Raw genomic sequence first — 21,596 nt, forward strand, 5'->3', positions numbered from 1 at the left:
GCCGGACGGTGCCGTATTGCCGTTGACTGCCCCGAGAAGAAACCAGAAGAGAGGCTACAACCGTGATCGATTCCCTGAACCACCTCCCCCGTCCGGACGCCGGCGCGGACACGCTCGCCGAGCGCTTCGCCGACCTCGCGCCGCCGCTCAACGCCCGCCAGGCCGCCCTGGAAAGCGCCCGCTGCCTGTACTGCTACGACGCGCCCTGCGTCAACGCCTGCCCGACCGAGATCGACATCCCCGGGTTCATCCGCAGCATCGCCCAGGAGAATGTCCAGGGCGCGGCGCAGAAGATCCTCTCGGCGAACATCCTCGGCGGCAGCTGCGCCCGCGTCTGCCCCACGGAAATCCTCTGCCAGCGGGCCTGCGTACGCAACAACGCCCAGGAATGCGCACCGGTGCTGATCGGCCAGTTGCAACGCTACGCCCTCGACCACGCCGGCTTCGGCGAACATCCGTTCAAGCGCTCGCCAGCCACCGGCAAGCGCATCGCCGTGGTCGGCGCCGGGCCGGCCGGGCTGTCCTGCGCCCACCGCCTGGCCATGCACGGCCACGACGTGGTGCTCTTCGAGGCCCGCGCCAAGGCCGGCGGCCTCAACGAGTACGGCATCGCCCGCTACAAGCTGGTGGACGACTTCGCCCGGCGCGAAGTGGAATTCCTCCTGCAGATCGGCGGTATCGAACTGCGCCACGGCCAGCGTCTCGGCGACAACCTGGCGCTCGGCGCCCTGCACGACGAGTACGACGCGGTGTTCCTCGGCATCGGCCTGGCCGCCAGCAAGCGCCTCGGCCTGGAAGACGAGGACGCCCCCGGCCTGCTCGCCGCCACCGACTACATCCGCGAGCTGCGGCAGAGCGACGACCTGCTCGACCTGCCCGTCGCCGACCGTTGCATCGTCATCGGCGCCGGCAACACCGCCATCGACATGGCGGTGCAGATGAGCCGGCTCGGCGCCCGCGACGTCAACCTGGTCTACCGCCGTGGCTTCGAGGAAATGGGCGCCACCGGCCACGAGCAGGAGATCGCCAAGGCCAGCCAGGTGCGCCTGCTGACCTGGGCCCGACCGGAACGGGTACTGCTTGACGAGCACGGTCGGGTGCGCGGCATGCGCTTCGCCCGCACGCGCCTGGAGAACGGTCGCCTGGGCGACACCGGCGAGCACTTCGAACTGGCCGCCGACGCCATCTTCAAGGCCATCGGCCAGGCCTTCGAAGGCGCCAGCCTGGGCGATCCGCTGGCAGCGCAACTGCGGCGCGACGGCGAGCGCATCCAGGTCGACGGACAGATGCGCACCAGCATCCCCGGCATCTACGCCGGCGGCGACTGCGTGGCGCTCGGCGAGGACCTCACCGTGCAGGCGGTGCAGCACGGCAAACTGGCGGCGGAAGCGATCCACGCCCAACTCATGCTCAACGTGGAGGCTGCGTGATGGCCGACCTGTCTATCGAATTCGCCGGCATCAAGTCGCCCAACCCCTTCTGGCTGGCCTCCGCGCCGCCCACCGACAAGGCCTACAACGTGGTCCGCGCCTACCAGGCGGGCTGGGGCGGGGTGGTCTGGAAGACCCTCGGCGAAGACCCCGCGGCGGTCAACGTGTCGTCGCGTTATTCCGCGCACTTCGGACCGAACCGCCAGGTGCAGGGGATCAACAACATCGAGCTGATCACCGACCGCTCGCTGGAGATCAACCTGCGCGAGATCGCCCAGGTGAAGAAGGACTGGCCAGACCGCGTGCTGATCGTGTCGCTGATGGTGCCCTGCGTCGAGGAGTCGTGGAAATACATCCTGCCGCTGGTGGAAGCCACCGGCGCCGACGGTATCGAGCTGAACTTCGGTTGCCCCCACGGCATGCCCGAGCGCGGCATGGGCGCGGCGGTGGGCCAGGTACCGGAGTACGTGGAGATGGTCACCCGCTGGTGCAAGACCCACTGCTCGCTGCCGGTGATCGTCAAGCTCACCCCCAACATCACCGACATCCGCCAGTCGGCGCGCGCCGCCCATCGTGGCGGCGCCGACGCGGTGTCGCTGATCAACACCATCAACTCGATCACCAGCGTCGACCTGGAGCGCATGGTCGCCCTGCCCGTGGTCGGCACCCAGAGCACCCACGGCGGCTACTGCGGCTCGGCGGTGAAGCCGATCGCCCTGAACATGGTCGCCGAGATCGCCCGCGACCCGCAGACCCGCGGCCTGCCGATCTGTGGCATCGGCGGTATCGGCAGTTGGCGCGACGCAGCGGAATTCGTCGCGCTCGGCTGCGGCGCGGTGCAGGTATGCACGGCGGCGATGCTGCACGGCTTCCGTATCGTCGAGGACATGCAGGACGGTCTCGCGCGCTGGATGGACAGCCATGGCTACCAGCGGCTGTCCGATTTCAGCGGCGGCGCGGTGGGCAATACCACCGACTGGAAGTACCTGGACATCAACTACCAGGTGATCGCCCGCATCGACCAGGACGCCTGCATCGGTTGCGGCCGCTGCCATATCGCCTGCGAGGACACCTCGCACCAGGCCATCGCCAGCCTGCCCCGGGCCGACGGTACGCACCGCTACGAAGTGATCGACGCCGAGTGCGTGGGCTGCAACCTGTGCCAGATCACCTGTCCGGTGGAGAACTGCATCGAAATGGTGCCGCAGGACACCGGCAAGCCCTATCTCAACTGGACCCAGGATCCGCGCAACCCCTACCGCGAAGCCTCCTGAACGCAGGGCGGCGCCCGCATCCCCGGCGGACGCCGCCCTGCCGCGCGCCGGCACGCTTCCTGCGTGCCGCTGCGGTCCGACGACGCGCAACGGCGTCTGTCGGATCGACCCGCCTTCGACTACCATTCGCCGCGGCCCGGCCGACGCTCCCGGACGGCCGGCGCCCCACGGAGACTCGCGCATGTCCGCAGACAGCAACTACAGCCAGCAACCGGTCCCGCTGGCGGCGCGCAAGAGCGCGCTGGCCCTGAGCGTGGTGATGCTCGGCCTGACCTTCTTTTCCGCCAGCATGTGGACCGGCGGCACCCTCGGCACCGGCCTGAGCTACGACGACTTCTTCCTCGCCGTGCTGCTGGGCAACCTGATGCTCGGCCTGTACACCGCGATCCTCGGCTTCATCGGCGCGCGCACCGGCCTTTCCACCCACCTGCTGGCGCATTACTCGTTCGGCAGCAAGGGCTCCTGGCTGCCCTCGGCGCTGCTCGGCGGCACCCAGGTCGGCTGGTTCGGCGTCGGCGTAGCGATGTTCGCCATCCCGGTGGCCAAGGCCACCGGCCTCGACGTCAACCTGCTGATCCTGGTCTCCGGGGCGCTGATGACCCTCACGGTGTTCTTCGGCATCGCCGGTCTGACCCTGCTGTCGGCCATCGCGGTCCCGGCGATCGTCGTTCTCGGCAGCTACTCGGTGTGGCTCGCGGTGCGCGACGCCGGCGGCCTGGCGGCGCTGCAGCAGGTGACGCCGAGCGCGCCGCTGAGCCTCTCGACCGCGATCGCCCTGGTGGTCGGCTCGTTCGTCAGCGCCGGCACCCTCACCGCCGACTTCGTCCGCTTCGGCCGCAGCGCGCGTACCGCCGTGGTGGTGTGCCTGGTGGCGTTTTTCCTCGGCAACTCGCTGATGTTCATCTTCGGCGCGGCCGGCGCGGCGGCGGTGGGCAAGTCGGACATCTCCGACGTGATGATCGCCCAGGGCCTGCTGATCCCGGCGATCCTGGTCCTCGGCCTGAACATCTGGACCACCAACGACAACGCGCTGTATGCCTCCGGCCTCGGCTTCGCCAACATCACCGGCCTCTCCAGCCGCTTCCTGGCGATGCTCAACGGCGCCCTCGGCACCCTCGCCGCGCTCTGGCTGTACAACCACTTCGTCGGCTGGCTGACCTTCCTCTCCGCCGCCATCCCGCCCATCGGCGGGGTGATCATCGCCGACTACCTGAGTCGCCGCCGGCGCTACCGCCAGCACCCCTGCGCGGACATCCAGGCGATCAACTGGGCGGCGATCCTCGCCGTCGCCTGCGGCACCGCCGCCGGCCACTGGCTGCCGGGGATAGTGCCGGTCAACGCGGTGCTCGGCGCCGCCATCGCCTACCTGCTGCTCAATCCCCTGCTGAGCCGCAGCCCGAACAAACCAGAAGAGGTCCTCCATGCTGATTGACAACCTGCGCCTGCGCGGCCGCGAAGGTCTCTGGCAACTGCGCGTCGCCGATGGCCGTATCGCCGCCCTGGTGCCGATGGAACAGGCCGCCGACGACGCCGGCGAGCGCCTGGACGGCGCCGGCGGTCTTGCCGTGCCGCCGTTCATCGAGCCGCACATCCACCTCGACACCACCCAGACCGCCGGCCAGCCGGAGTGGAACCGCTCCGGCACGCTGTTTGAAGGCATCGAGCGCTGGGCCCAGCGCAAGGCCCTGCTCAGCCACGAGGACGTCAAGCAGCGCGCCTGGCAGACCCTGAAATGGCAGATCGCCAACGGCGTGCAGCACGTGCGCAGCCACGTCGACGTCTCCGACCCGACCCTCACCGCGCTCAAGGCCATGCTCGAGGTGCGCGGCGAAGTGGCGCCCTGGGTCGACCTGCAGATCGTCGCCTTCCCTCAGGAGGGCATTCTCTCCTACCCCAACGGCCTGGAACTGCTGGAGGAGTCGCTGCGCCTGGGCGCCGACGTGGTGGGGGCGATCCCGCATTTCGAATTCACCCGCGAGCTGGGCGTCGAGTCGCTGCACAAGGCCATCGACCTGGCCAAGCGCTACGACCTGCCAGTGGACGTGCATTGCGACGAGATCGACGACGAGCAGTCGCGCTTCCTCGAGACCCTGGCCATGCTCGCCCATCGCGACGGCCTCGGCGCACGGGTCACCGCCAGCCACACCACGGCGATGCACTCCTACAACGGCGCCTACACCTCGCGGCTGTTCCGCCTGCTGAAACTGTCGGGAATCAACTTCGTCGCCAACCCGCTGGTGAACATCCACCTGCAGGGTCGCTTCGACGACTACCCGAAGCGCCGCGGCATCACCCGGGTCAAGGAACTGCTCGGTGCCGGGATCAACACCTGCTTCGGCCACGACGACGTGTTCGACCCCTGGTACCCGCTGGGCACCGCGAACATGCTGCAGGTGCTGCACATGGGCCTGCACGTGACGCAGATGATGGGCTACGACGAGATCGACGGCGGCCTCGACCTGATCACCCGCAACAGCGCCCGCACCCTCGGCCTGCGGGAATACGGCATCGAGGTCGGCCATCCGGCCAACCTGCTGGTGCTGCCGGCCCGCGACGGCTTCGACGCGGTGCGCCGGCAGGTCCCGGTGCGCTACTCGATCCGCGGCGGACGGCTGCTCGCCGAGACGGTCCCGGCGCAGACCACGGTGTTCCTCGAACAGGCTGAAGCGGTGGACTTCACCCGCGCCAGCTGAGCCTTCGCCAGAGCCTTCTAGCGAAGGCTCCGCTGCTCAGGGCTCCAATCCGATTCCGCGCAGGACCACGCTGGTCACCGTCTGCACCGCCCTTTCGAACTGCATGTCGCTGAGCGGCTGGTGGCCGTTGAGCACCTCGACCTGGTAGCCGAAGTCGGCGTAGTGCTGGGTGGAGGCCCAGATCATGTAGAGCAGGCTGCTCGGTTCGATCGACAGGATGCGCTTTTCCTCGACCCACTGGCGGATCTTCGCCTCCTTCATCTTGGCCCATTCGTAGAGGCTGTCGTCGAGGGTGGCGCCGAGCAGCGGCGCGCCATGCATGATTTCGTTGGCCCAGACCTTGGAGCCATGCGGGCGGGTGCGCGAATGGTTCATCTTCGCGCGGATATAGCTGGTCAATACCACCCTTGGGTCATCGAACATCTCGAAGCAGAGGGCGTCCTGCTTCCAGACCTCGAGCAGGCCGAGGAGGACGTCGCGGTACAGCTCGTCCTTGGTGCTGAAGTAGTAGTGCAGGTTGGAGCGCGGCAGTTCGGCTTCTTCGGCGATGTTGCCCATGGAGGTGCCGGCGTAGCCTTTTTCGGCGAAGACTTTTTCGGCGGCCAGGAGAATCTTCTCGACGTTGCGGCGGCGGATCTCGATCTTGTGTGTGCCCATGTGCGATCCATTACTGCGAATTCAACCAAGGCTACCAGCAAATCCGGGCGTGCGGCGACGCCCAGTCTTGCCAGGTAGCCCCTCTCAGAGACGCTTCGGACGGCGGCCGCGCAGGCGACGCCAGCCGATCCAGCAGCCGCTGGCGCAGACCACCAGGCCGCCGAGGCTGAAACCGAGCATCCACAGGTCCCACAGCGGACGCCGGGTCAGCAGCGGCAGCCAGTCCCAGCTATGCAACAGGGAAAACAGCCAGCGGCTGCCGCGCCGACCGTCGTCGAGCACGCCAACCACCGCGCCGCTGTAGGGATCCAGGTGCACCCAGGTATGCCGGGGATCGTCGAAACGCAGGCGCCAGACCGGCAGGCGCCGCTCCAGGTAGCCCATCATGCTGTGTTCTTCGCGCGGGTAGTAATAGAAGTCGTAGCGTTCCAACCGTTCGGCCTGCATCGGCACGCCCGGCAGCAGCGCGCGAGCCGCCGCCAGCAGGCGATCCGCGGGTAGCTCGCGGAGGATTTCGCCATCCGCCGTCAGCAGCAGGCTGTTGCCGCTGGCGCTGCGCCCGAGCGCATAGGGCTCGCCGTCGAGCGCCCGCCACTCCAGCTCGCGCACCCGCAACCCGGCGGCACGCAAGCGCCGCAGGACAGCGTCCGCCTCCAGTCCGGCGGGCAGCGCCCGGTCCCAGCTACCGCCCTGGTAGGCCGCGAGGTCGAGCGGCGTACCGCGGCCGAACAGGTTCCACGGATTCATCGACATCAGCCCGCTGAAGATCCAGCTCAGCACCAGCGCGCCGAAGAGCAGGCCGGCGAGGTGGTGCCAGCGCTGGAAACCGCCCGCATAGGGCGAGCGCGAGCCGCTGCGGTAGGGCTTGCGGAAGCGCCAGCGGAGCAGGCCGACGAGGATGCCGAGGACGGTCGCCAGGGTCGCCAGCAGCGACAGGCCGATCACCAGGTTCGCCCACTGCCCGTCGAACCAGCCGCCGCGCAGCGGATAGAGCCAGTGCAGCCAGGCGCCGAGCCAGTTCCAGGCGCGCTCCCGGCGGCTGGCGTCGCGTACCACCTCGCCGGTCTGCGAGGACAGGTAGAGCAGCCGGCCCTGCTCGTCCGCGGTCTGCACCCGCCATAGCGGCCGGTGCGGATCGAGGTTGCGGGTATGGGTCCAGGCGTCTTCCTCGATCCGCCCTTGCAACTGCATCGGTACTTCGCCGCTGAAAGCACGGGCCGAAGCCAGCACCCTGTCCGCGTCCACCGCCAGCGGTCGGCCGTCGCGCGCCGCCAGCGCACGCGTGCGTCCGTCGGCGTCATCCAGCAGGTAGGTCGGCAGGCCTCCTACGCTGGCCAGCCGGATGCTCCGCGGGGTCTTTCCATCGCCGCCGGCGAGGGCCGTCCGCAGCGGTACGCAGGCCTCGCAGCCGTCCAGCTCGGGCAGGTGGGCCAGGCGTTCCAGCGGAGTCAGCTTGGGATAGCCGACATACAGCATGACCATGCCGGAGACGAACCAGAGCACCATCAGCAGGCAGCAGCCGATGCCCAGCCAGCGGTGCCACAGGTACAGGTAGCGTTTCATCGACGACTCCTCAGAAGCGCGTCTGCACGCTCAGCTCGAAGGTGCGCGGGTCGCCGACGTAGTACAGCGGCGTGCTCTGCACGAAGCGCGCGTAGACCTCGTCGGTGAGGTTGCGCACGCGCCCGGTGATCCGCGTGCGCTCGTCCAGCCGGTAGCTGAGGAAAGTCCCGTAGACCGTATAGGACGGCGCGTGCCAGGTGTTGGCGTTGTTGGCGTACACCGAGGATACGTAGCGCGCGTCCACCCCGCCCTGCCAGGCCGGGTCGAAGTCGTAGGTCAGCCACAGGTTGCCGACCCGCTCCGGCACGTTCGGCGGCGTCTTGCCCTTGCGCGAGACGGCGACGCCGCCGACGTTCTCGGTGAACTCGTCGTACTGCGCGTCGACCCAGGCGAAATTGCCCTCGGCCAGCAGCTTCGGGGTGATCCGCAGGGAGGCTGCGGCCTCGATGCCCCTGGAGGTCTGCTGGCCCACCGGCACGCTGAGGTTGGGGTTGTTCGGGTCGGCCACCGAGAAGTCCCGGCGGACGATGCGGTAGGCGGCCAGGGTGGCGCTGCCGCGACCGTCGAGGAAATCGAACTTGCTGCCCAGCTCCCACTGGTCGCCGGTGGACAGGTCGTAGTCGCGGACCTGGCCGAAGCTGGCGCTGGTCAGCACCCCGCCCGGCGGGTCGGCGGCGGTACTGTATTGCAGGTAGACGTTGGCGTGCGGGGTGAACTGGTAGACCAGCCCGGCGCGCCCGGTGAGCACGTCCCAGCGCCGTTCGAAGTGTGCAGGATCGCTGGCGGTCACCGTCCGATGGTTGCGCACGTCGAGGTCGAGGTGGTCGTAGCGCAGCCCGGTGACCAGCGACAGCTCGTCGGTCAGGCCCAGGCGGTTCTCGGCGAACAACGCGCTGGTGCGCACCTCGTTGCTGCGGTCCTTCCGGTGGCCGGGACGCATGCCCGGCAGGTCGTAGAAGTGGCCCGGCTCGAAACTGGCCGGATCGACCGTACCGAACGGCCCGGAGGCGGTACTCGGGAAGCGCGTCTGCTTGTTGATGCTGTAGTCGAAGCCCAGCGCCCAGTCGCTGGCCAGTCCGAACAGCGGCTGGCTGTGCTGTAGCTCGAAGCGGTTGCCGTTGAGCTGCTGGTCGTGGCGCTGGAGGAATGCGTTGGAGCGCACCACCCCGCTGTTGTCGGCGTTGTAGCGGTAGGTCTCGAGGTTGCGGTAATCGCGCTCGGCGTCGTAGTGGTAGAAGGTGTTGCGCCAGCGCGTGCTGTCGCTGACCCGGTATTCGAGGATCGAGCGCAGCCAGCGCACGCGCTGTTCGTAGCGGCCATCGGCGACGTTGTAGTTCTCGCGGCGACGGCTCTTGTCGATCTTCAGCTCGCCGGCGTAGGGATTGAGCACCGGTGTGCCCCAGTAGGGGCTGTCTTCCTGCTCGTCCTGGTACTCCAGGGCCAGGGTGTGGGAAAGGTCCGGGGTCAGGTCGCTGAGCAGGGAGAAAGCGACGTTCCACGATTCGCGCGAATTGCGGTCGACGTAGCCGTTGCCGCCGCTGCGGCTGACGTCCAGGCGCACGAAGTGCTTCGGCTCGGGGCCGATGCCCAGGGCCTGGTTGAAGCCGAAGGCGACTTCCGAATCGTCGTAGCTGCCGTAGCGCACCCGGCCTTCCATGAAATCGCCGTAGCGGTCGGCGAGCTTGCTGATGTAGTCCAGCGAGCCGCCGACGGCACCGGCGCCGTTGAGGAAGGAGGACGGACCGCCGACCAGCTCGACGCGGTCGACGATCCAGTCGTCCAGCGGACGCATGGCGCTGCTGTATTGCACCGGAATGCCGTTGAACAACTGGTTGACCTGGTTCGAGCTGAAGCCGCGGTAGGTGACGAAGCCGCCGAAGCCGGGCGGCGCCGAGGCGTTCACGCCGGGCAGGCTGTTGGCGATGTCCTGGGTGCTGCGCAGGCCGCGCCGCTCGAAGCTGGCACGGTTGGCCACGCTTACCGAGCCGGGAGTCTCGCGCAGGCTCAGGCCCAGGCGCGAGCCGCCACCGGCGCTGTCGTCGAGATCGAGGGCCGGCGGGGTTTCCCCGGCGGCGCCGGCGCTGACGGTGAGGGCGGGCAGTTCGGTGGGTTCCTCATCGGCCCAGAGCAAGGCCGGAACGCCGGCCAGGGTGAGGTTGAGACCCAGCGCGAGGACGCGGCGGGCCGTGGAGTGCTTTTTCATCGAGCGATCCTGAAGCAAGGCATGGTGGGCACGCCCGCCTCGCCCGGATGGACAGCGGCGAGCGCTGCGCGGACGAGGCAGGACGGGCGACGGATGCAAATGCCCGGCGCGGCGGGCGTTCAGGATCAGGCGGGGGAAGCGCGCGGGTTGGCCGGCGGCCAGACGTACCGGGGCGGCACCGGCTCGCGCGTGGCGGGCGGGCGGAAACGCGCCTGGCGTCGCCGTTGCAAGCGCCAGGACCAGATCACCCCGAGCGCGACGAACAGCACCAGGGCGCTGCACATCGGGCAGCTCACCGGCAACTGGGGATTGACCGGTACCGGATCGCCGGCGGACCCGTCGTCGGGATCCAGGGATAGCCATTGGCTGGCACCGGCGACGCAGAACAGCCCGACGCTGGCCTTCTGCCCTTTGTCGCTGCCCACTCCCAGCGCCTGCAGGTGCAGGACGCCGCAAGCCAGCGCGTTGACCAGCACGCAGGCACAGAGGGCGAAGCTCAGCCACTGCAGCAGCGGTGAGCGGGAGATGGGAGCGATTCTCATGACCGCGCACTCTAGCATCCTGACCCGCAAATTCCCCGCGCTTCTGCGCTGCGGTGCATCGCCGCAGCCCGAGGGCGCGACGCACGGCGACGAGCGGCGTATCAGGGGTGACTTGGGAGTTTCATGTGGCGCCGCTATAATCGCCCGCTCAGGCGGCCCTTTCGGGTCGCTCCCGCCTTCCGTTCGAGGGGCGCTGCAGCAGGCCTAGGCCTGTCAGGCTCGAACGGAGCGCGCTCTCAGGCCGGCCTCGCCGGTCTGTCAACGCACCAACGGCGCCCATTCGCAGACAACGAATGGAGAGTTACGCATGAGCGCTGTCATGACGCCCGCCGGTTTCACCGACTACAAGGTCGCCGACATCACCCTGGCCGCCTGGGGCCGCCGCGAGCTGATCATCGCCGAATCGGAAATGCCCGCACTGATGGGCCTGCGCCGCAAGTATGCCGGCCAGCAGCCGCTGAAAGGCGCAAAGATCCTCGGTTGCATCCACATGACCATCCAGACCGGCGTGCTGATCGAGACCCTGGTCGCGCTGGGCGCCGAAGTCCGCTGGTCGAGCTGCAACATCTTCTCCACCCAGGACCAGGCCGCCGCCGCCATCGCCGCCGCCGGCATCCCGGTGTTCGCCTGGAAGGGCGAGACCGAGGAAGAGTACGAATGGTGCATCGAGCAGACCATCCTCAAGGATGGCCAGCCGTGGGACGCCAACATGGTGCTGGACGACGGCGGTGACCTGACCGAGATCCTGCACAAGAAATACCCGCAGATGCTCGAGCGCATCCACGGCATCACCGAAGAGACCACCACCGGGGTCCACCGCCTGCTCGACATGCTCAAGAACGGCACCCTGAAAGTCCCGGCGATCAACGTCAACGACTCGGTGACCAAGAGCAAGAACGACAACAAGTACGGCTGCCGCCATAGCCTCAACGACGCCATCAAGCGCGGCACCGACCACCTGCTGTCGGGCAAGCAGGCCCTGGTGATCGGCTACGGCGACGTGGGCAAGGGCTCCTCGCAGTCGCTGCGCCAGGAAGGCATGATCGTCAAGGTCGCGGAAGTCGACCCGATCTGCGCCATGCAGGCCTGCATGGACGGCTTCGAAGTCGTATCGCCGTACAAGAACGGCATCAACGACGGCACCGAGGCCAGCATCGACGCCGCGCTGCTGGGCAAGATCGACCTGATCGTCACCACCACCGGCAACGTCAACGTCTGCGACGCCAACATGCTCAAGGCGCTGAAGAAACGCGCGGTGGTCTGCAACATCGGCCACTTCGACAACGAGATCGACACCGCCTTCATGCGCAAGAACTGGGCCTGGGAAGAGGTCAAGCCGCAGGTGCACAAGATCCACCGCACCGGCAAGGACGGTTTCGACGCGCACAACGACGACTACCTGATCCTTCTCGCCGAAGGCCGCCTGGTCAACCTGGGCAACGCCACCGGCCATCCGAGCCGGATCATGGACGGTTCCTTCGCCAACCAGGTGCTGGCGCAGATCCACCTGTTCGAGCAGAAGTACGCCGACCTGCCGGCCGCCGAGAAGGCCAAGCGCCTGAGCGTCGAAGTGCTGCCGAAGAAGCTCGACGAGGAAGTGGCCCTGGAGATGGTCAAGGGCTTCGGCGGCGTGGTCACCCAACTGACCCCGAAACAGGCCGAGTACATCGGCGTGAGCGTGGAAGGCCCGTTCAAGCCGGACACCTATCGCTACTAAGCGGACCACGGGGCAGGCGCCATGCGCCTGCCCCGTTCGCATGAGCGCTCCCACGATGTCCACGCACCTCGCCGATCGCTACAACCAGGCCTGGCTGTTCGCCGCCCGCGCCCACCGCAACCAGACCCTCAGCGGCTCGCCGCTGCCTTATCTGGTGCACCTGGGCATGGTCGCCAACGAGCTGCTGGCCGCCGATCGCGACGGTGCCATCGAACGGCTCGGGGAAACCCTGCAGATCGCGGTCCTGCACGACACCCTGGAAGACACGGCGACCTCACCCGAGGAGCTGCGGCAACAGTTCGGCGAGTTCGTCTGTGCCGGCGTGCAGGCCCTGAGCAAGCGCGTGGGCGACGGCCCCAAGCGTTCCCTCGACGACTATCTCCAGGCGCTTGCCGAGGGCCCGGCGCAGTACGCCCTGGTCAAGCTGTGCGACCGCATCACCAACCTGCAGCCACCGCCGCAGACCTGGAACCAGGACAAGATCGCGAACTACCACCAGGAGTCGCAGCTGATCCTCGCTCGCCTCGGCCATGCCCACGCCGCGACGGCCCGACGCCTGCGGGAAAAAATCGAGCACTACCGCCAGTACTACTGAAGTACCCGGCGCTAGTCGGAATCAACATGAAGAGGCGCGGCCGTGGTCGCGTCCAAGGAACCGATCATGAGTCAGAGCGAACGCCGTTTCAGCTTCGAGTTCTTCCCGGCGAAGACCGAGGCCGGCCATGAAAAGCTGTTGGCCACCGCCCGCAACCTGGCGGGCTACAAGCCCGACTTCTTCTCCTGCACCTACGGCGCCGGCGGATCCACCCGCGACCGCACGTTGAGTACCGTGCTGCAACTGGACGGCGAGGTGAAGGTGCCGACCGCGCCCCACCTGTCCTGTGTCGGCGACTCGAAAGCCGAGTTGCGCGAACTGCTCGGCCGCTACCGCGAGGCCGGCATCCGCCGCATCGTCGCCCTGCGCGGCGACCTGCCGTCGGGCATGGGCATGGCTAGCGGCGAACTGCGCTACGCCAACGAACTGGTGGACTTCATCCGCACCGAGACCGGCGACCACTTCCACATCGAGGTCGCCGCCTATCCGGAAGTCCACCCCCAGGCGCGCAGCTTCGAGGATGACCTGGCGAACTTCGTGCGCAAGGTGAAGGCCGGCGCCAGCAGCGCCATCACCCAGTACTTCTTCAACGCCGATGCCTATTTCTACTTCGTCGAGCGGGTCGCCAAGCTCGGCGTGGACATCCCGGTGGTCCCCGGCATCATGCCGATCACCAACTACTCCAAGCTGGCGCGCTTCTCCGACGCCTGCGGCGCCGAACTGCCGCGCTGGATCCGCAAGCAACTGGAAGCCTACGGCGACGACAGCCGCAGCATCCAGGCCTTCGGCGAGCAGGTCATCAGCGAGATGTGCGAACGCCTGCTGGAGGGCGGCGCACCGGGACTGCATTTCTATACTTTGAACCAGGCCGATCCGAGCCTGGCGATCTGGAAGAATCTCCAGCTGCCACGCTGATACCGCCCACGCGGTTCGGCCCGGCAGCGTATACCGGCAGGGATGCCTCTCACGCGATCCACGACAGACATGGCCAACTCACGCAAGCATCTGATCTACCTGGTCTACGGGCGACAGACCTACCACCAGGAAGCCCTGTTCAGCATCGCCAGCGCCTTCGCCCACCTCCGCGACGGGGCGGCGCATGGCCTGACGGTCAGGGTCTATACCGACGACCCCAGTCCCTACGCCGGCCTGCCGGTGCAGGTCCGCGAAGTGACGGCCGAGGAGTTGGTCGCCTGGTGCCAACCGCACGGCTATCACTTCCGCGCCAAGCACGTGGCCCTGCGCGACGCCCTGGAAGACGCCGACCAGGCATTGCTGATCGACACCGATACCTTCTTCCACAGTTCGCCCCTGCGCCTGTTCGACCGCATCCAGCCCGGCAGCCTGCTGTGCAACGCGATCGGCGCGCGCTATGGCGAACACCGTAACTTCCCGCTCTACCGCGACCTCTCGCCCTACCTGTTCGAGCGCGGCTGGGCCGACGACGAGATGCACCAGCTCAACTCCGGCGTCATCGGCCTGCCTCGGGAAGAGGCGAAAATACTCGACCGTTCGTTGGAATTAATGGATGAACTCTATCCAATTGCCAACGGTGCCTATACTCTTGAGGAATTCGTCCTGGCCGTCGCCGCCCACAAGCGGCTGGAGCTGGTGGGTTGTACCGACCTGATCCACCATTACTGGAGCCGGAAACAGCTGTTCCGCGCGAAGATCCAGGCCTGGTTGTGCAAGCACGGTTCCTCCCTTCTCAGCGCTGCAGCCCTCGACGACACCCTCAAGGTGACCGATCGACTGCCACGCCCACCGCGTGCCAAGCGTCTGCTGTACAAGCTGGGAACCCTGCCGTTGCCGGCTCCGATGCGCCAGTTCAGTATCGAACTGCTCTACGGTTGCCACGAATACAGTAACGAGTTCGACCGGGCCTGCGGCCCCGTCTGGTGGGAGAAAGCCGCGACCAATGCCATCGAACGCTATCCGCAGGAACCGATTGCGGAACAAATCGAGGATTGGCTGAATCACAGCTTGCTGCGCAACCTCCTTGGCTCCCGGGCCAACGAGATCCGCCAGCATTTGCGCCAGCGTGACCTGCTCTGACCGCAGCCCTCCGTTGACGCTGCCCCCGGCCCCCCCACCCAGGGCCGGGAGCGAACCGGCCAGCGCCCCCGACCAGGTGCGCGGCCATGCCCGCGAGGGCACCCGTTCGACACCGGCCACCGAGCGCATACGCAGCGCCGCGGCCAGACCTTCCGCCCTGGCCGACAGGGCCCGAAGGTAGACAGGAGTTCGCAGAACTTGGTGATTTCACAGCAGCCGGCCTCGCCCCGGCCCATATAGGAAAACCCGCATGTCCTTTTCTTCCCTCGGACTCTCCGAGGCGCTTGCCCGCGCTGTGGAGGCTGCGGGCTACAGCCAGCCCACTCCCGTGCAACAGCGGGCGATTCCCGCCGTGTTGCAAGGTCGCGACCTGATGGTTGCGGCACAGACCGGCACCGGCAAGACCGGTGGTTTCGCCCTGCCGGTACTGGAGCGCCTGTTCCCCGCCGGTCATCCCGACCGCGAACACCGCCACGGCCCGCGCCAGGCGCGCGTGCTGGTACTGACCCCGACCCGTGAGCTGGCCGCCCAGGTGCACGACAGCTTCAAGGTCTACGCCCGCGACCTGCCGCTGAACAGCACCTGCATCTTCGGTGGGGTTGGCATGAACCCGCAGATCCAGGCCCTGGCCAAGGGCGTCGACGTACTCGTCGCCTGCCCCGGCCGCCTGCTCGACCTGGCCGGGCAAAACAAGGTCGACCTGTCCCACGTGGAAATCCTCGTCCTCGACGAAGCCGACCGCATGCTCGACATGGGCTTCATCCACGATGTGAAGAAGGTTCTCGCCAAGCTGCCGCCCAAGCGCCAGAACCTGCTGTTCTCGGCAACCTTCTCGAAAGACATCGTCGACCTCGCCAACAAGCTCCTGCACAACCCGGAACGCATCGAGGTAACGCCGCCGAACACCACGGTCGAGCGCATCGAGCAACGCGTGTTCCGCCTGCCGGCGCCGCAGAAGCGCGCCCTGCTGGCGCACCTGGTAACCGTCGGCGCCTGGGAACAGGTGCTGGTCTTCACCCGTACCAAGCACGGCGCCAACCGTCTCGCCGAGTACCTGACCAAGCACGGCCTGCCGGCCGCCGCGATCCATGGCAACAAGAGCCAGAACGCGCGGACCAAGGCGCTGGCCGACTTCAAGGCCAACGACGTGCGCATCCTGGTGGCGACCGACATCGCCGCCCGCGGCCTGGATATCGACCAGTTGCCCCATGTGGTCAACTACGAGCTGCCCAACGTCGAGGAAGACTATGTCCACCGCATCGGCCGTACCGGCCGAGCCGGACGCAGCGGCGAGGCGATCTCGCTGGTGGCGCCGGACGAAGAGAAGCTGCTCAAGGCCATCGAGAAGATGACCAGACAGCGTATTCCCGATGGCGATGCCCAGGGTTTCGACCCCGAGGCCGTGCTGCCCGAGGTGGCCCAGCCGGAGCCCCGCGAAGCGCCGCAGAAGCAGCCGCGCCGCGACAAGGAACGGCGCAGCAGCCGCGAGCGCAAGCCGAAAGACGCCCAGGCGAGCAACCCCGACAGCAATGTCGCTGCGGCCCAGGACGGTACCGAGAAGCCGGCTGGAAAGCGCCGCCGTCGCGGTGGCAAGAACAAGGAAAACCGCGAGGCCGGCCAAGCGCAGCAGCCGCGGCAGAGCCGCGAAGCGCGTCCGGCCAAGCCCAATCGGCCGCCGGAAGTCGACGGTAATCGCGATCCGGAAGAGTTCCTCGACGACGACTTCGACAATTTCGGCAACCGCGCCGACTACGTCAGCCCCTACCAGGGCCAGGAAAACAAGGGACGCGGACGCCGCGGTGGCCAGCAGAAACCCCAGGGCGGCACCGGCCAGCAGGGTCGTGGCCAAGGCCAGGGCCAAGCTCGCGGCAAGAGCCAGGGCGCCGCTCAAGGCGGCGCTCGCGGTCAGGGTGCCGGCCAGGGCAAGGCGAAGAAACCGCGCGCCGGCAAGCCGCGCGGCCAGGGTCGCGAGAATGCCTCGCGGATGAGCGACGCGCCGCTGCGCGAGCCGTCCGAGTACGGCACCGGCAAGCAGCCGAGCCGCCAGCCGGTGGTGATCAACAAGCGCGACCTGGTGCGCATGGATCGCTTCCCCACCGCCGAGCAGCTCGACGAGCTGGAACCGCGGCGCAAGGGCGAGCGCCCCGCACTGCTGACCCGCAACCGCTAAGGCCGAGCGGGTCCGTGACGCGGACCCGCCGACTTCCGCGAGGATAAAAAAACGCCGACCCTAGGGTCGGCGTTCTTGCATGGCGCGGAAGGCGATCAAGCCTGGGGATCTTCCTTCTTCGCGGTCTGCTGCTGGGTCACGGTCTGCTGGTTCCAGCCGCCGCCGAGGGCCTTGTACAGGTTGACCTCACTGGTCAGCTGATTGAGGCGGTCGGTGATCAGTTGCTGCTGCGCGGTGAACAGCGAGCGTTGCGCGTCGAGCAGGGTCAGGTAGTTGTCCACCCCCGTGCGATAGCGCTTGTCGGCGAGCTGGTAGTACTCGTCGCTGGCCTTGACCAGATCGCGCTGCGCCTGCAACTGCTCGGTGAAGGTACCGCGCGCGGCCAGGCCGTCGGCGACTTCCTGGAACGCCGTCTGGATCGCCTTCTCGTACTGCGCGACGTTGATGTCCTTCTGGATCTTCGCGTAGTCCAGGCTGGCACGCAGGCTGCCGGCGGTGAAGATCGGCAGGTTGATCGACGGCTGGAACAACCAGGAACCCGAACCGGCGTCGAACAGGCCGGACAGTTGGCGGCTCATGGTGCCGGCGTTGGCGGTCAGGCTGATGCTCGGGAAGAACGCCGCGCGCGCGGCGCCGATGCTGGCGTTGGCAGCCATGAGCTGGTGCTCGGCCTCGAGGATGTCCGGGCGCCGTTGCAGCAGGTCCGACGGCAGACCCGCCGGCACTTCGGTCAGCAGGGTCTGGTCCAGGCCCAGGCCTTGCGGCAGGTTCGCCGGGATCCCGGAGCCCAGCAGCAGGACCAGCGCATTCTGGTCCTGGGCTACCAGGCGGGTGTACTGCGCCAGGGTCGCGCGGGCGCCTTCCACGGCGGTCTGCGCCTGGCGCAGGTCGAGCGCGGAGGCGACGCCGACGTCGTAGCTGCGCTGGGTCAGGTCGAAACTCTTCTGGTAGGTGCCCAGGGTGTCCTTGGTCAGCTGCAACTGCGCCTGGTCGGCCTTCAGCGTCAGGTAGGCGGTCGCCACGCTGGCCACCAGGGTGGTCTGCGCGCTGCGCTGCGCCTGTTCGGTCGCCAGGTACTGCTCCAGGGCCTGGTCGCGCAGGCTGCGCAGGCGGCCGAAGAGATCGAGTTCCCAGGCGGTAGTGCCCAGGGTCACCCCGTACTGGCTGGAAATCGCCGGACTGCCGGTGGTCGACAGGTCGCCCGGCAAACGCTGGCGGGTGCCGCTACCGTCCACGCCGATCCGCGGGAACAGGTCGGCCCGCTGGATGCGGTACTGCGCCCGGAAGGCCTCGACGTTCAGCGCGGCGACCCGCAGGTCGCGGTTGTTTTCCAGCGCCACGCCGATCAGTTGCTGCAACTGCGGGTCGCGGAAGAACTCGCGCCAGCCGATGTCGGCGGCCGGAACGGCCGCCGCGCCGGTGTTCTGCCCGTAGGCCTGCCCTTGCGGGTAGGCCGCGGCTACCGGCGCCTCGGGGCGCTGGTAGTCGGGGATCAGCGAGCAGCCGGACAGAACGACAGCGGCTACCGCCAGGGAAAGGAAGGACCGTTTCATATCATTGCCCCTTTTCGACGGACGCTTGCTGCTTGGACGCCTCGTCCTTGAACAGCGTGCTGACCGCCACGTAGAACAGCGGTACCCAGAAGATCGCCAGGACGGTCGCAGTGACCATGCCGCCGATCACGCCGGTACCGATCGCATGCTGGCTGCCCGAGCCGGCGCCGGTGGAGATCGCCAGCGGGACCACGCCGAGGATGAACGCCAGGGAGGTCATCACGATCGGCCGCAGACGCATGCGGCAGGCTTCGATGGCCGCCTCGACGATGCCCTTGCCCTGCTCGTGCAGCTCCTTGGCGAACTCCACGATGAGAATGGCGTTCTTCGCCGACAGGCCGATGGTCGTCAACAGGCCCACCTGGAAGAACACGTCGTTGGACAGGCCGCGCATGGACGTCGCCAGCAGCGCGCCGATCACGCCCAACGGCACCACCAGCATCACCGAGAACGGAATCGACCAGCTTTCGTACAGGGCCGCCAGGCAGAGGAACACCACCAGCAGCGACAGCGCATACAGCGCCGGCGCCTGCGAGCCGGACAAGCGCTCCTCGTAGGACAGGCCGGTCCAGGAGTAGCCAACGCCTTTCGGCAATTGCTTGACGATCTCCTCGACCGCCGCCATGGCGTCACCGGAACTCAGGCCGGGCGCCGGCTCGCCGAGGATCTCCATCGCCGGCACGCCATTGTAGCGCTCCAGCTTCGGCGAACCGTATTCCCACTTGCCGGTGGCGAAGGCGTTGAACGGCACCATCTCGCCCTTGTCGTTGCGCACGTACCACTTGCTCAGGTCGTCCGGGTTCATCCGCGCGTCCGGCCTGCCCTGCAGGTAGACCCGCTTGACCCGGCCACGGTCGATGAAGTCGTTGACGTAGCTGGAACCCCAGGCGATGGACACGGTGCTGTTGATGTCGGCAAGGGACACGCCGAGGGCGCTGGCCTTCTCGTCGTCGATCTCCAGCTTGTACTGCGGTTCGTCGCTCATGCCGTTGGGGCGCACGCGTTGCAGCGCCGGGTTCTGCGCGGCGAGCATGAGGAACTTGTTGCGCGCCTGGAGCAGGACTTCGTGGCCGACACCCGCCTGGTCCTGGAGGAACAGGTCGAAGCCGGTGGCGTTACCCAGTTCCAGTACCGACGGCGGCGCGAAGGCGAACACCATCGCGTCCTTGAAGCTGAAGAAGTGCATCTGCGCGCGCTTGGCCAGTTCGAACACGCTGTTCTCGCCACCGGGACGCTCTTCCCAGGGCTTGAGCATGATGAACGCCATGCCCGAACTCTGGCCGCGGCCGGCGAAGTTGAAGCCGGTCACGGTGAACACCGAGCTGACCGAAGAGCTTTCCTTCTCCAGCAGGTATTCGCGCATCGAGTCCACCACCACCTGGGTACGCTCGGCACTGGAGCCCGGCGGGGTCTGTACCTGGGCGAACAGTACGCCCTGGTCCTCGTCGGGGAGGAACGCGGTGGGAATGCGGGTGAACATCCAGATCATCCCGGCCACGATCACCACGTAGATCAGCAGGTACGGCGCGCGATGCTTGAGGATCGACGCCACGCCCCGCTCGTAGCCGTGGGTGGTGGAAAGGAACATCCGGTTGAACCAGCCGAAGAAGCCGCCCTTGTGCTCGCCATGGTCGCCTTTCTCGATCGGCTTGAGCATGGTCGCGCAGAGCGCCGGGGTGAGGATCAGCGCCACGATCACCGAGAGGGCCATGGCCGACACGATGGTGATGGAGAACTGCCGGTAGATCACCCCGGTGGAGCCGCCGAAGAACGCCATCGGCAGGAATACCGCCGAGAGCACCATGGCGATACCGACCAGCGCGCCCTGGATCTGACCCATGGACTTGCGCGCCGCCTCCCTTGGCGACAGGCCTTCCTCGGCCATCACCCGCTCGACGTTCTCCACCACCACGATGGCGTCGTCCACCAGCAAGCCGATGGCCAGCACCATGCCGAACATGGTCAGGGTGTTGATCGAGAAGCCGAACGCGGCGAGCACGCCGAAGGTCCCCAGCAGCACCACCGGTACGGCGATGGTCGGGATCAGCGTGGCGCGGAAGTTCTGCAGGAACAGGTACATCACCAGGAACACGAGGAGGATCGCCTCGCCGAGGGTCTTCACTACCTCATGGATCGAGGCCGAGACCACCGGGGTGGTGTCGTACGGGTAGACCACCTTCATGCCCTGCGGCATGAACGGTTCCAGGTTGGCGATGGTCTGGCGGATCGCCTTGGCGGTATCCAGCGCGTTGGCGCCGGTGGCCAGCTTGATCGCGATACCGGACGCCGGGCTGCCGTTGAACTGCGCGTTGATGCTGTAGTCCTGGCCGCCCAGGCCTACATCGGCGACGTCCTTCAGGCGCACCTGGGAACCGTCGGGATTGACCTTGAGCAGGATGTTCTCGAATTGCTCCGCGGTCTGCAGGCGGGTCTTGCCGATGATGGTGGCGTTGAGCTGCTGGCCCTTGACCGCCGGCAAGCCGCCGAGCTGGCCGGAGGAAATCTGCACGTTCTGCGCCTGGATCGCGCTGCTCACGTCGCCGGGGGTCAGCTGGTAGCTGTTCAGCTTGGCCGGGTCGAGCCAGATGCGCATCGAGTACTGCGAGCCGAACACCTGGAAGTCACCGACGCCCTTGGTCCGCGAGAGCGGGTCCTGGATGTTGGAAACGATGTAGTTCGACAGGTCTTCCTTGGTCATGCTGCCGTCGGTGGAAACCACACCGACCACCATGAGGAAGTTCTTCACCGCCTTGGTCACCCGGATCCCCTGGCGCTGCACTTCCTGCGGCAGCAGCGGGGTGGCCAGTTGCAGCTTGTTCTGCACCTGGACCTGGGCGATGTCGGGGTCGGTGCCCTGTTCGAAGGTCACGGTGATGGTCATGCTGCCGTCGGAGTTACTCTCCGAGGAGATGTAGCGCAGATTGTCGATCCCGTTCATCTGCTGCTCGATCACCTGGACCACGGTGTCCTGCACCGTCTCGGCCGAGGCGCCCGGGTAGCTCACCTGCACGGCGATGGCCGGCGGGGCGATGGCCGGGTACTGGTTGACCGGCAGACTGAGGATCGACAGGCCGCCCGCGAGCATGATCACCAAGGCGATCACCCACGCGAAAATGGGCCTATCAATGAAAAACTTCGACATTA

15 protein-coding genes and 1 riboswitch are annotated in these 21,596 nt (G+C 67.3%); of the genes, 9 read left to right on the forward strand and 6 right to left on the reverse strand.

Features of this window, described 5'->3' with window-relative positions; genetic code table 11:
- The first annotated feature begins 62 nt into the window (after positions 1–62).
- From HMPREF1224_RS25235 to HMPREF1224_RS25250, 4 genes are all read left to right on the forward strand, one after another.
- Positions 63–1,430: an NAD(P)-dependent oxidoreductase gene (locus tag HMPREF1224_RS25235; protein ID WP_003084667.1), complete on the forward strand. Its 1,368-nt coding sequence runs from the start codon at positions 63–65 to the stop codon at positions 1,428–1,430.
- Positions 1,427–2,704, forward strand: a complete 1,278-nt coding sequence (gene preA, locus HMPREF1224_RS25240; RefSeq protein ID WP_074198644.1) for an NAD-dependent dihydropyrimidine dehydrogenase subunit PreA — start codon at positions 1,427–1,429, stop codon at positions 2,702–2,704. Before HMPREF1224_RS25235 ends, preA begins: the two co-directional genes overlap by 4 nt.
- A 181-nt stretch (positions 2,705–2,885) precedes the next feature.
- Positions 2,886–4,136, forward strand: a complete 1,251-nt coding sequence (codB, locus tag HMPREF1224_RS25245) for a cytosine permease (RefSeq protein WP_003084659.1) — start codon at positions 2,886–2,888, stop codon at positions 4,134–4,136.
- On the forward strand, positions 4,126–5,397 hold the full coding sequence (locus tag HMPREF1224_RS25250) for a cytosine deaminase (protein WP_003084657.1): 1,272 nt from the start codon (positions 4,126–4,128) through the stop codon (positions 5,395–5,397). Before codB ends, HMPREF1224_RS25250 begins: the two co-directional genes overlap by 11 nt.
- Positions 5,398–5,433: 36 nt before the next feature.
- On the opposite strand, the gene HMPREF1224_RS25255 is transcribed toward HMPREF1224_RS25250, so the two are convergent.
- The 4 genes from HMPREF1224_RS25255 to HMPREF1224_RS25270 form a co-directional block, all read right to left on the reverse strand.
- On the reverse strand, positions 5,434–6,054 hold the full coding sequence (locus tag HMPREF1224_RS25255; protein ID WP_003084655.1) for a TetR/AcrR family transcriptional regulator: 621 nt from the start codon (positions 6,052–6,054) through the stop codon (positions 5,434–5,436).
- Positions 6,055–6,138: 84 nt separating this feature from the next.
- Complete coding sequence (locus tag HMPREF1224_RS25260; protein WP_010793537.1) at positions 6,139–7,617, reverse strand: PepSY domain-containing protein; 1,479 nt, start codon at positions 7,615–7,617, stop codon at positions 6,139–6,141.
- A 10-nt stretch (positions 7,618–7,627) separates the two neighbouring features.
- Positions 7,628–9,820, reverse strand: coding sequence for a TonB-dependent receptor (locus HMPREF1224_RS25265; protein ID WP_010793538.1), 2,193 nt, complete (start codon positions 9,818–9,820; stop codon positions 7,628–7,630).
- 125 nt (positions 9,821–9,945) lie between these two features.
- Positions 9,946–10,362 carry a DUF2946 domain-containing protein gene (locus tag HMPREF1224_RS25270; RefSeq protein WP_003160904.1) on the reverse strand — a complete coding sequence of 139 codons (417 nt, stop codon included), beginning with the start codon at positions 10,360–10,362 and terminating at the stop codon, positions 9,946–9,948.
- 179 nt (positions 10,363–10,541) lie between these two features.
- Positions 10,542–10,647, forward strand: a riboswitch (S-adenosyl-L-homocysteine riboswitch).
- 22 nt (positions 10,648–10,669) lie between these two features.
- Here HMPREF1224_RS25270 and ahcY point away from each other — a divergent pair.
- The 5 genes from ahcY to HMPREF1224_RS25295 all read left to right on the forward strand — a co-directional run bounded on the left by ahcY (position 10,670) and on the right by HMPREF1224_RS25295 (position 16,899).
- Positions 10,670–12,079 carry an adenosylhomocysteinase gene (gene ahcY / locus HMPREF1224_RS25275; RefSeq protein WP_003099900.1) on the forward strand — a complete coding sequence of 470 codons (1,410 nt, stop codon included), beginning with the start codon at positions 10,670–10,672 and terminating at the stop codon, positions 12,077–12,079.
- A gap of 40 nt (positions 12,080–12,119) precedes the next feature.
- The gene (locus HMPREF1224_RS25280; protein ID WP_003118822.1) at positions 12,120–12,674 is read left to right on the forward strand and encodes an HD domain-containing protein; all 555 of its coding nucleotides are present in this window, start codon (positions 12,120–12,122) and stop codon (positions 12,672–12,674) included.
- 66 nt (positions 12,675–12,740) lie between these two features.
- Positions 12,741–13,589, forward strand: coding sequence for a methylenetetrahydrofolate reductase [NAD(P)H] (metF, locus tag HMPREF1224_RS25285; protein ID WP_003084639.1), 849 nt, complete (start codon positions 12,741–12,743; stop codon positions 13,587–13,589).
- Between the two features lie 69 nt (positions 13,590–13,658).
- Positions 13,659–14,729, forward strand: coding sequence for a hypothetical protein (locus tag HMPREF1224_RS25290; protein WP_003084637.1), 1,071 nt, complete (start codon positions 13,659–13,661; stop codon positions 14,727–14,729).
- A gap of 250 nt (positions 14,730–14,979) precedes the next feature.
- Positions 14,980–16,899 carry an RNA helicase RhlE2 gene (locus tag HMPREF1224_RS25295; protein ID WP_003099895.1) on the forward strand — a complete coding sequence of 640 codons (1,920 nt, stop codon included), beginning with the start codon at positions 14,980–14,982 and terminating at the stop codon, positions 16,897–16,899.
- A 95-nt stretch (positions 16,900–16,994) separates the two neighbouring features.
- Here the strand turns inward: HMPREF1224_RS25295 and oprM are convergent, their stop codons facing one another.
- Positions 16,995–18,452 (reverse strand): multidrug efflux RND transporter outer membrane channel subunit OprM, encoded by a 1,458-nt coding sequence (oprM, locus tag HMPREF1224_RS25300; protein WP_003084633.1) that lies wholly within the window; start codon positions 18,450–18,452, stop codon positions 16,995–16,997.
- Between the two features lies 1 nt (position 18,453).
- Positions 18,454–21,594 (reverse strand): multidrug efflux RND transporter permease subunit MexB, encoded by a 3,141-nt coding sequence (gene mexB, locus HMPREF1224_RS25305; protein WP_003107312.1) that lies wholly within the window; start codon positions 21,592–21,594, stop codon positions 18,454–18,456.
- Between the last annotated feature and the right edge of the window lie 2 nt (positions 21,595–21,596).

It is taken from the genome of Pseudomonas sp. P179 (genome assembly GCF_000478485.2).
Taxonomy (GTDB): Bacteria; Pseudomonadota; Gammaproteobacteria; order Pseudomonadales; family Pseudomonadaceae; genus Pseudomonas; species Pseudomonas aeruginosa.

Bases quoted from the DNA above. Each gene is read 5' to 3' on its own strand.
- codB (WP_003084659.1), top strand. From the start codon at position 2,886: ATGTCCGCAGACAGCAACTACAGCCAGCAACCGGTCCCGCTGGCGGCG.
- HMPREF1224_RS25250 (WP_003084657.1), top strand. From the start codon at position 4,126: ATGCTGATTGACAACCTGCGCCTGCGCGGCCGCGAAGGTCTCTGGCAA.
- HMPREF1224_RS25255 (WP_003084655.1), bottom strand. From the start codon at position 6,054: ATGGGCACACACAAGATCGAGATCCGCCGCCGCAACGTCGAGAAGATT.
- HMPREF1224_RS25260 (WP_010793537.1), bottom strand. From the start codon at position 7,617: ATGAAACGCTACCTGTACCTGTGGCACCGCTGGCTGGGCATCGGCTGC.
- HMPREF1224_RS25265 (WP_010793538.1), bottom strand. From the start codon at position 9,820: ATGAAAAAGCACTCCACGGCCCGCCGCGTCCTCGCGCTGGGTCTCAAC.
- HMPREF1224_RS25270 (WP_003160904.1), bottom strand. From the start codon at position 10,362: ATGAGAATCGCTCCCATCTCCCGCTCACCGCTGCTGCAGTGGCTGAGC.
- ahcY (WP_003099900.1), top strand. From the start codon at position 10,670: ATGAGCGCTGTCATGACGCCCGCCGGTTTCACCGACTACAAGGTCGCC.
- HMPREF1224_RS25280 (WP_003118822.1), top strand. From the start codon at position 12,120: ATGAGCGCTCCCACGATGTCCACGCACCTCGCCGATCGCTACAACCAG.
- metF (WP_003084639.1), top strand. From the start codon at position 12,741: ATGAGTCAGAGCGAACGCCGTTTCAGCTTCGAGTTCTTCCCGGCGAAG.
- HMPREF1224_RS25290 (WP_003084637.1), top strand. From the start codon at position 13,659: ATGGCCAACTCACGCAAGCATCTGATCTACCTGGTCTACGGGCGACAG.
- HMPREF1224_RS25295 (WP_003099895.1), top strand. From the start codon at position 14,980: ATGTCCTTTTCTTCCCTCGGACTCTCCGAGGCGCTTGCCCGCGCTGTG.
- oprM (WP_003084633.1), bottom strand. From the start codon at position 18,452: ATGAAACGGTCCTTCCTTTCCCTGGCGGTAGCCGCTGTCGTTCTGTCC.
- mexB (WP_003107312.1), bottom strand. From the start codon at position 21,594: ATGTCGAAGTTTTTCATTGATAGGCCCATTTTCGCGTGGGTGATCGCC.